Source organism: Pseudoroseomonas cervicalis ATCC 49957, assembly GCF_000164635.1.
GTDB lineage: Bacteria > Pseudomonadota > Alphaproteobacteria > Acetobacterales > Acetobacteraceae > Pseudoroseomonas > Pseudoroseomonas cervicalis.
In genome coordinates this window covers 291,023-300,646 of sequence record NZ_GG770779.1, presented here as the reverse complement: position 1 = coordinate 300,646, position 9,624 = coordinate 291,023, and the positions used below count along the sequence as shown (strand labels likewise).

At 72.0% G+C, this 9,624-nt stretch carries 7 protein-coding genes; 4 read left to right on the top strand and 3 right to left on the bottom strand.

The window, feature by feature from the left end; genetic code table 11:
- A partial coding sequence (locus tag HMPREF0731_RS12585) for a TetR/AcrR family transcriptional regulator (RefSeq protein WP_007004523.1) occupies nt 1-578 on the bottom strand: 578 nt, incomplete at its 3' end.
- Between the two features lie 130 nt (nt 579-708).
- Between HMPREF0731_RS12585 and HMPREF0731_RS12580 the strand changes: the two genes are divergently transcribed.
- Together HMPREF0731_RS12580 and HMPREF0731_RS12575 are read left to right on the top strand one after the other, a co-directional pair.
- Entirely contained in the window at nt 709-1,830 is a 1,122-nt protein-coding gene (locus HMPREF0731_RS12580) for an efflux RND transporter periplasmic adaptor subunit (RefSeq protein WP_007004522.1), read from the top strand.
- A 161-nt stretch (nt 1,831-1,991) separates the two neighbouring features.
- A complete protein-coding gene (locus HMPREF0731_RS12575) occupies nt 1,992-5,171 on the top strand; it encodes an efflux RND transporter permease subunit (protein WP_007004521.1) in 3,180 nt (1,059 codons plus the stop codon).
- A gap of 185 nt (nt 5,172-5,356) precedes the next feature.
- Here HMPREF0731_RS12575 and HMPREF0731_RS12570 read toward each other — a convergent pair whose 3' ends face one another.
- Together HMPREF0731_RS12570 and HMPREF0731_RS12565 are read right to left on the bottom strand one after the other, a co-directional pair.
- Nucleotides 5,357-6,334: a tripartite tricarboxylate transporter substrate-binding protein gene (locus HMPREF0731_RS12570; protein WP_007004520.1), complete on the bottom strand. Its 978-nt coding sequence runs from the start codon at nt 6,332-6,334 to the stop codon at nt 5,357-5,359.
- Nucleotides 6,335-6,434: 100 nt separating this feature from the next.
- The gene (locus tag HMPREF0731_RS12565) at nt 6,435-7,508 is read right to left on the bottom strand and encodes a tartrate dehydrogenase (protein ID WP_007004519.1); all 1,074 of its coding nucleotides are present in this window, start codon (nt 7,506-7,508) and stop codon (nt 6,435-6,437) included.
- Nucleotides 7,509-7,612: 104 nt separating this feature from the next.
- On the opposite strand from HMPREF0731_RS12565, the gene HMPREF0731_RS12560 reads away from it, so the two are divergent.
- Entirely contained in the window at nt 7,613-8,560 is a 948-nt protein-coding gene (locus tag HMPREF0731_RS12560) for a LysR family transcriptional regulator (protein WP_007004518.1), read from the top strand.
- A 127-nt stretch (nt 8,561-8,687) separates the two neighbouring features.
- Complete coding sequence (locus HMPREF0731_RS12555) at nt 8,688-9,608, top strand: DnaJ C-terminal domain-containing protein (RefSeq protein ID WP_007004517.1); 921 nt, start codon at nt 8,688-8,690, stop codon at nt 9,606-9,608.
- Nucleotides 9,609-9,624: the final 16 nt, after the last annotated feature.

Sequence of the window (9,624 nt, the reverse complement as noted above, 5' to 3'; positions counted from 1 at the left end):
AGCACCGCGCCGGCCTGCTCCAGAGAGCGCGCCGCCGCCTCGCCGCCCAGATAGGGCACGGCGGCGAAGGCGCCCTCCAGCAGCAGCAGCATGGCGTCGCCGGCGCAATCGGCATCCGCCGCGCCCGCCTCGGCGCAGAGCGCGCGCAGCAGCTTGCGCATGGCGTGCTTGCGGGCATCGGCCACCTGGCGGGCCGGATGCTCGGGATCGGGGAACTCGACGATCGCCAGCCCCATCGGGCAGCCGCGGAAACCCGGGCTGCGCATCGCCTTGGCCGCCTGGCGCAGGAAGGCCATCGGCCGGTCGCGCGCCGGCATGCTGGCGCACAGCACCGGGCCGTACCAGTGCTCCTCCTCGGCGCAATCCTCGCGCAGGATCGCCTCGACCAGCGCGTCCTTCGAGGGGAAGGCGCGGTAGAGGCTCATCTTGGTGGTGCCGGCGACGCGGCACACCTCCTCCACCCCGGTGGCGCGGATGCCCTGGCGGTAGAACAGCTCCTTCGCCGCATCCAGCACACGCTGCGCCGCCGGCCGCGCATCACGCGGGCTGCCGGTCTTGGGCGTAGCCGCTTCGGTCACGGGAGCCTCCTTCCTCTGTCCTCGCGCTGTCGTGGGCAAAGCATCATCCCTGCCCCCTTGCAATGATACCGATCGGTACGTATCCCTATGTGACGAACCGGTCGGTATCATCCGGCCCTGGAGATAGGCAATGTCCTCCCCCATCCGCAAGGCCCTTCCGACGGCGTTGCTGGCCTTCGGGCTCCCGGTCCTGGCCAGCCAGGCCGTGCTGGCCCAGCCCGCCCCGCCTTCCGTCACCGTCGCCGAGCCCGTCCGCCGCCAGGTCACCGAATGGGACGAGCATGTCGCGCGTCTCGAGCCCTCCGCCCGGGTGGAGCTGCGGCCGCGCATCTCCGGCCAGGTGCAGCGCGTGCATTTCCGCGACGGCCAGATCGTCCGCCAGGGCGAGCTGCTCTTCACCATCGACCCCCGCCCCTTCGCCATCGCCGTCGAGTCGGCGCGGGCCGAGATCGCCCGCGCCGAGGCGCGGCTGGATCTCGCCCGCCAGGACATCAACCGCACCGCGCCGCTGGTGCGCGACCGCATCGCGCCGCAGGCGCAGCTCGACAGCCGCCGCGCCGCCCAGCGCGAGGCCGAGGCGCAGCTGGCCTCGGCCCAGGCGCAGCTGCGCCAGGCCGAGCTGGAGCTGAGCTGGACCGAGGTGCGCGCGCCGCAATCCGGCCGCGCCTCCGACCGCCGGGTCGATGCCGGCAATCTGGTGCAGGCCAGCGACACGCTGCTGACCACCATCCTGGCGCTCGACCCGATCTATGCGGTGTTCGACATGAGCGAGGCGGACTATCTCCGCCTGGCGCGCGCCGGCATCACCCGCCCGGGCGCCGAGCCCGCGGTGCAGCTGCGCCTGGCGGACGAGGCCGACTGGCCGCGCCAGGGGCGGATCGACTTCCTGGACAGCGCGCTGCAGGGCCGCTCCGGCACGCTGCGCGCCCGCGCCCAGATCGCCAACCCGGACCTGCTGCTGGCGCCCGGCCTGTTCGCCCGGCTGCGGCTGCGCGCCGGCGAGGGCGAGGCGCTGCTGATCCCGGACGCCGCCATCGCCGCCGACCAGGCCGCCCGCATGGTGATGACCGTCACCGCCGACGGCACGGTGCAGGCCAAGCCGGTGATGCTCGGCCCGGTCGTGGACGGGCTGCGCGTGGTGCGCCATGGCCTGTCGCCGCAGGACCGCGTCATCATCGCCGGGCTGCACCTGGCCCGGCCGGGCGGGCGCGTCACGGCGGAGCTGGCGCCGGCCCGGCTCGCCGCGCGCTGACGCCACAGCGCGGGGGAGAATGAATTCTCCCCTTTTCTTTCAGGCTGCCGCGCAAGCGTGGCCAGGCGGGCCGCCGACCGACAACGGAGGTCGGCCCTGAAAGAAAGGGGGAATTCATTCCCCCGGATTTCTTCCCGTTCTTCCTTTCTGGGACAAAGCCCATGCGCTTCGCCCGCTTCTTCATCGCGCGGCCGGTCTTCGCCGCGGTGATCTCGATCGCGATCACGCTGATCGGGGCCATCGCCGCCTTCCGCCTGCCGATCAGCGAGTATCCCGAGATCGCGCCGCCCACGGTGACGGTCAACGCCACCTATCCCGGCGCCTCGGCCGGGACGATCGCCGCCACGGTGGCGACGCCGCTCGAGCAGGAGATCAACGGCGTCGACAACATGCTCTACCTCACCTCGCAATCGACCGGTGACGGCCGGCTGACCGTCACCGTGGTGTTCCGCCAGGGTGTCGATGTCGATGCGGCGCAGGTGCTGGTGCAGAACCGCGTGGCGGTGGCCGAGCCCCGCCTGCCCGAGGAGGTGCGCCGCCTCGGCCTGCAGGTGCGCAAGGCCTCGCCCGACCTGCTGATGGTCGTGCACATGCTCTCGCCCGACGGCTCGCGCGACCAGCAATATGTGTCGAACTACGCGACGCTGAATGTGCGCGACCGGCTGGCGCGGCTGGATGGCATCGGCGATGTGCAGATCTTCGGCGCGCGCGACTACGCCATGCGCATCTGGCTCGACCCCTCGCGCGTCGCGGCGCGCGGGCTGACGCCGGGCGAGGTGGTGGAGGCGCTGCGCCGCGCCAATGCGCAGGTGGCCGCCGGCGGGCTGAACCAGCCGCCGACCGGCATCGGCCAGGGCCAGGCCTTCCAGGTGAACGTCCAGGCGCTGGGCCGCCTGGTGACGCCGGAGGAATTCGCCCAGACGGTGGTGGCCACCGGCGAGGGCGGCGCGCCGGTGCGGCTGCGCGACATCGCGCGCGTCGAGCTGGGCAGCCAGGACTACACGGTCAACGCCTACCTCAACAACCAGACCGCGACGGCCATCCCGCTGTTCCAGCGCCCCGGCTCCAACGCGCTGGCGACGGCCGACGCGGTGCGCCACACGATGGAGGAGCTGTCGAAGAGCTTCCCGCCCGGGCTGCAATACTCGATCGTCTATGACACGACGCGCTTCATCGCCCAGTCGATGGAGGCGGTGCTGCACACCTTCATCGAGGCGATCCTGCTGGTCGTCGTCGTGGTCATCCTGTTCCTGCAATCCTGGCGCGCGGCGGTGATCCCGCTGCTGGCCATCCCGGTCTCCATCATCGGCACCTTCGTGGCGATGTCGGCGCTGGGGCTGTCGCTCAACACCCTGTCGATGTTCGGCCTGATCCTGGCCATCGGCATCGTCGTCGACGACGCCATCGTCGTGGTCGAGAATGTCGAGCGCCACCTGGCCGACGGCATGCAGCCGCGCGCCGCGGCCGAGCGCACCATGGACGAGGTGGGCTTCGCGCTGCTCGCCATCGCCCTCGTGCTCTGCGCGGTGTTCGTGCCCACCGCCTTCATCTCCGGCATCGCCGGCGCCTTCTACCAGCAATTCGCCGTCACCATCGCGGTGGCGACGCTGATCTCGGCGCTGGTCTCGCTCACCCTGTCGCCGGCGCTGGCCGCGCTGCTGCTGCGGCCGCACAGCCACCATGCCCCGACCGGCTGGCGCCGCTGGGCCGGCGCCCCGGTCGGGCTGTTCTTCCGCGGCTTCAACCGCGTCTTCGACGCCATGTCGCTCGGCTATGGGAAGATGACGCGGCGGCTGCTGCGCTTCTCGGCACTGCTGCTGATCCTCTATGCCGGGCTGCTGGTGGCCACCGGCCAGACGGTGCGCACCACGCCCACCGGCCTGATCCCGCCGCTCGACCGTGGCTACCTGATCGCCGCCTTCCAGCTGCCGCCCGGCGCCGCCCTGTCGCGCACCGATGCGGTGGTGCGCCGCGCCTCGGAGGCGGTGCTGGAGATCCCCGGCGTCGAGGGGGCGGTGGCCTTTGTCGGCTTCGACGGCGCCACCTTCACCAACGCGCCGAATTCGGGCGTGATCTTCGTCACCCTCAAGCCCTTCGAGGAGCGCGCGGCGCAGGGCCTGGCCTATGGCGCCATCCTGGGCCAGGTGCAGGCGCGGCTGGCGCAGGACCGCGAGGCGATGGCGCTGGTCATCCCGCCCCCCTCGGTGCCCGGCATCGGCACCGGCGGCGGCTTCAAGCTCTATGTGCAGGACCGCACCGGCCAGGGGCCGCGCGCGCTGGAGCAGGCGACGCAGCGCGTCGTCGGCGCCGCCTTCCAGCGGCCCGAGATCGCCATGGCCTTCACCCTGTTCAACACCTCGACGCCGACGCTGCGCACCGAGGTGGACCGCAGCAAGGCGGAGATGCTGGGCGTGCCGGTCTCCCGCGTGGCGGAGACGCTGTCGGTCTATCTCGGCTCGGCCTTCGTCAACGACTTCAACATCCTCGGCCGCACCTACCGGGTCACCGCCCAGGCGGATGAGGCGCAGCGCCTGACGCCGCGCGACGTCGCCCTGCTGCGCACCCGCAACGACGACGGCCAGATGGTGCCGGTGGGCGCGCTGGCGCGCTTCGAGGACGACACCGCGCCCTATCGCGTGCCGCGCTATAACCTCTACCCGGCGGCGGAGATCCAGGGCGCGGCGAAGCCCGGCATCTCCACCGGCCAGGCGATCGCCGCCATGGAGGCGGTGCTGGCCACCGAGCTGCCGGAGGGCTTCGGCTTCGAATGGACCGAGATCGCGCTGCAGGAGACGACGCAGGGCAACACCGCGCCGATCGCCTTCGGCCTGGCCGTGGTCTTCGTCTTCCTGCTGCTGGCGGCGATGTATGAGAGCTGGCTGCTGCCGCTGGCGGTGGTGCTGATCGCGCCGATGTCGGTGCTGGCCGCGCTGATGGGCGTGCTGTGGCGGGGCCTGGACAACAACGTGCTGGTGCAGGTGGGCCTCGTGGTGCTGGTGGGCCTGGCCGCCAAGAACGCCATCCTGATCGTCGAGTTCGCCCGCGCCGCCGAGGCCGAGGGGATGAGCCGCTGGCAGGCGGCGGAGGCCGCGGCGCGCACCCGGCTGCGGCCGATCCTGATGACCTCGCTGGCCTTCATCCTGGGCGTGCTGCCGCTGGCCATCGCGACCGGCGCCGGCGCCGAGATGCGCCAGAGCCTGGGCACCGCCGTCTTCGCCGGCATGCTGGGGGTGACGGTGTTCGGCCTGGTGTTCACGCCGATCTTCTACGTCGTCGCCCGCGCCATGGCCCGCCGCGAGAAGAGCGCGCCGTTGCAGCCGGCCCAGGCCACCCCCCACTAGGCCGGCCGGACCACAGCAGGCACGAGAAAGCCGCAGGGCTCCCCCCCTCCGGCTTTTTTTGTCCGGCTGCCGCCGTCGGGTGGAGAGGCGGGACGCGACGCTGGGCCGGAGTTCACCCGGCGCAGTGCCGCACCGCCCGTCCCGGCCCTGACCGGCAGCCGAAAGAAAACCGGCAGCTGACAAAACTAGTCGGCGTAGGTGCCGGCGGCTTCGATGATGGGGCGCCAGCGGGCCACTTCCTCCGCCAGGAAGCGGCGGTGGAATTCGGGGGTGGCGCGTTCGGCGGTGGCGGGCTCGGTGACGAGGTCGGCGAAGCGCTGGCGCAGGCGCTCCTCCTTCAGGGCGGCGCGCAGCGCGGTGGCGAGGCGCTGCTGCACCGGCTCCGGCGTGCTGGCCGGGGCGTAGAGGCCGTGCCAGGTGCTCATGACGATGCTCGGCACGCCGGCCTCGGCGGTGGTGGGCAGGTCCAGCCCCGGCACGCGCTGCGGCAGGGTGACGGCATAGGCCTTGATGCGGCCCTCGCGGATGAAGGGCAGGGTGTTGGTGGCCTGGTCGCAGAAGATGTCGATGCGCCCGGCCATCAGGTCGGTGATGGCGGGCGCGCTGCCGCGGAACACCACCGGCGTCACCGCCGTGCCGGCGGCGTGCTGCAGCAGCATGCCGCAGAGCTGGTTGGCGCCGCCCAGGCCGGAATGCGCCAGGTTCAGCTTGTCCCCCTGCTCGCGGATCTGCGCCATGAAGCCGGCCAGGTCCTGCGCCGGGAAATCGGGGCGCGCGATCAGCGTCATCGCCGCGTCGGAGGCGAGGCCGAGCGGCGCGAAGCTCTCCAGCACCGAGAAGGGCAGGCGCCGGTACAGCGTCGCCGTGCTGGCCATGCCGACATGGTGCATCAGCAGGGTGTGGCCATCGGGCCGCGCCTGGGCGACGCGGGCGGCGGCGATGGTGCCGCCGGCGCCCACCACATTCTCCACCACCACCGGCTGGCCGAGCTCGCGCGACATGCCCTCCGCCACCAGGCGGCTGATCACGTCGGTGGGGCCGCCGGCGGCGAAGGGCACGGTCAGGGTGATGGCGCGGCTGGGGAAGGCCTCCTGCGCGCGCAGCGCGGGGGCGGCCAGCAGCGGCGGCAGGGCGGCCATCAGGCCGCGTCGGGTGATGCGCATGGATCGGTTTCCTCGTGGGGCCAGGTGCTTGTTGCTTCGTCTGGCTCGTTCCGGTGCAACTTGGCGGGCGGCGGGGTGCCGCCCGGCCGGGTCGTGGCGCTCAGGCGTTGTCGGCGCGGATCGCCTCGCAGACGGCCTCGGTCACCTCGCGCGTCGTCGCCTTGCCGCCGAGGTCCGGGGTCAGGATGCCGGCGCCCGTCACCTGCTCCACCGCGCGCATCAGCCTGGCGGCGGCGTCGCGCTCGCCCAGGTGCTCCAGCATCTGCGCCCCGGTCCAGAAGGTGGCGACCGGGTTGGCGATGCCCTTGCCCGTGATGTCGAAGGCCGAGCCATGGATCGGCTCGAACATCGAGGGGAAGCGCCGTTCCGGGTCGATATTGCCGGTGGGCGCCACGCCCAGGCTGCCGGCCAGCGCCGCGGCGAGGTCGGAGAGGATGTCGGCATGCAGGTTGGTGGCGACGATGGTGTCGAGGCTGCCGGGCTTCAGCACCATGCGCATGGTCATGGCGTCCACCAGCATCTTGTCCCAGGTGACGTCCGGGAATTCGTGGGAGACCTGCTCGGCGATCTCGTCCCACATCACCATGCCATGGCGCTGGGCGTTCGACTTGGTGACCACGGTCAGGAATTTGCGCGGCCGCGCCTGCGCTAGGCGGAAGGCGTAGCGCATGATGCGGGTGACGCCGACCCGGGTGAAGATGGCGGTCTCGGTCGCCACCTCCTCCGGCAGGCCGCGATGCGCGCGGCCGCCATGGCCGGCATATTCGCCTTCCGAATTCTCCCGCACGATCACCCAGTCCAGGTCGCCCGGGCCGCAATCGCGCAGCGGCGGGGTGATGCCGGGCAGGATCTTGGTGGGGCGGACATTGGCGTATTGGTCGAAGCCCTGGCAGATCGGCAGGCGCAGGCCCCACAGCGTGATGTGGTCCGGCACGTCCGGCGCGCCGACGGCACCGAAATAGATCGCGTCGAAGCGCTTCAGCTGCTCCAGCCCATCGGCCGGCATCATCACGCCATGCTGGCGGTAATAGGCGGAGCCCCAGGGGAACTCCTCCACCGCCAGGCGGAAATCGCCGCAGCGGCGCTCCAGCGCTTCCAGCGCCTGCAGCCCGGCGGCGATCACCTCGGGGCCGATGCCATCGGCCGGAATGGCGGCGATCCTGTGCTCGCGCATCGCGTTTCCTCATCCTCTTGGGCCGGTGAGCCTAGGATGGGTGACGCGGCGGGATCGCGCGCATAGGATTATACAAGAAAACGCATCAATCCCGGGAGGGCGCGGTGGAGCTGCGGCAGCTGGGCTGCTTCGTGGCGGTGGCGGAGGAGCTGCATTTCGGCCGTGCCGCCGCGCGGCTGCACATGCTGCCCTCGGCGCTCGGCCGCCAGGTGCGGCAGCTGGAGGAGGAGCTGGGCACGGCGCTGCTGGCCCGCACCACCCGCCATGTCGCCCTGACCGCCGCCGGCAGCGCCCTGCTGGAGGAGGCGCGCAGCCTGCTGGCCGGTGCCGCCGCCGCCGCCCGGCGGGTGCGGGCCCTGGCGCAGGAGGCGCAGCTGCTGCGGCTGGGGGCGATCGACAGCGCCGCCTCCACCCTGCTGCCGCCGCTGCTTTCGGCCTTCCGTGCCCGGCACCCGGGGGTGGAGACGCGGCTGACCGAGGAGAAATCCGCCCGCCTGTTGCCGATGCTGGCCTCCGGCCGGCTGGATCTGGCCTTCATCCGCACACCGCCCGCCGAATCGGGCCTGGCCTTCCTGCCGCTGCGGCAGGAGCGGCTGGTGGCCGCCCTGCCGCGCGGCCATGCCCTGGCGCGGCGGCGGATGCTGACGGCGCGCGACCTGGTGGGGGAGCGGCTGATCCTGCCGCCGCGCCATTCCCGCCCGCACAGCCTGGCCCTGGCGGCGCGGCTGTTCGAGGAAGCCGGCCTGCCCCTGCCCCGCCCGGCGCAGGAGGCGGCGGAGAAGCAGACCATCGTGGGCCTGGTGGCGGCGGGGCTGGGCGTGGCGCTGGTGCCGGAATGGGCGGCGCAGCTAGGGGCGCGCGGGCTGGTCTATCGGCCGCTGGCGGCACCGCGCGAACCGGCGCCGGAGGCGATGCTGGGGGCGGCCTGGGTGGAGGGGCAGGCAGCACCGGCCAGGGATCTGTTCTTGGAAGTGCTCAAGGAAGATTCTTCTTTTTCTGAAGAAAAAGAAGCAAAAAGACTTTCTTCCAGGCTGCCGCCGTCTCCCGGCTAGGCGGGACGCCAAACTGACAAAAGTTTTTTGGTTCTTTTTTTCAAAAAAGAACATTCCTGCCGATCCCCCTTCCCTTGTGGAGCGCCCGGCGCGAAGCTGCGGCATCGACGCAGGAGGGGATGATGCCATGAGCGGGTCGGAAGATCCCTATGCCCTGCTCGGCGTGGCGCGCGACGCCTCGGCCGAGGAGATCCGCCGCGCCTATCGCAAGCTGGCCCGCAAGCTGCACCCCGACCTGAACCCGGGCGACCGCCAGGCAGAGGAGCGCTTCAAGCAGGTCTCCGCCGCGCATGACCTGCTGTCGGACACCGAGAAGCGCGCCCGCTACGACCGCGGCGAGATCGACGCCAGCGGGCAGGAGAAGCCCCAGCCGCGCTACTGGCGCCAGCATGCCGGCGGCGCCGATGACCGCTACAGCAGCGGCGCCGGCTTCGCCGACATGGCGGAGGAGGATGACATCCTCTCCGAGATCCTCGGCCGCCGGCGGGCGGGGCGCGCCGGGGCGGGCATCCGCATGAAGGGCGCCGATCTGCGCGGCCGCGTCACGCTGGAATTCCTGGAGGCGGTGAATGGCGACACCAAGCGCCTGGTGCTGCCCGATGGCTCGGCGGTGGATGTGAAGGTGCCGCCAGGCGCCGAGGATGGCCAAGTGCTGCGCCTGCGCGGCAAGGGGCAGGAGGGCTGGGGCGGCGCCCCGCCCGGCGACCTGCTGGTGGAGCTGGTGGTGCTGCCGCACCCGCTCTTCACCCGCGACGGCCATGATATCCGCCTGACCCTGCCAGTCAGCCTGACCGAGGCGGTGCTGGGCGGCAAGGTGGAGACGCCAACGCCCACCGGGCCGGTGATGCTGGCCGTCCCGCCCGGCAGCAACAGCGGCACGGTGCTGCGCCTGCGCGGCCGCGGCGTGCCGCGCCCGGATGGCAGCCGCGGCGACGCCTATGCCGAGCTGCGTGTGATGCTGCCGGAGACACCGGACCCGGCCCTGCAAGAATTCCTGCGCGGCTGGTCCGCAGGCCGCGCCCATGATCCGCGAAGGGGGATGGGATGATCCGGCACGAGGAATT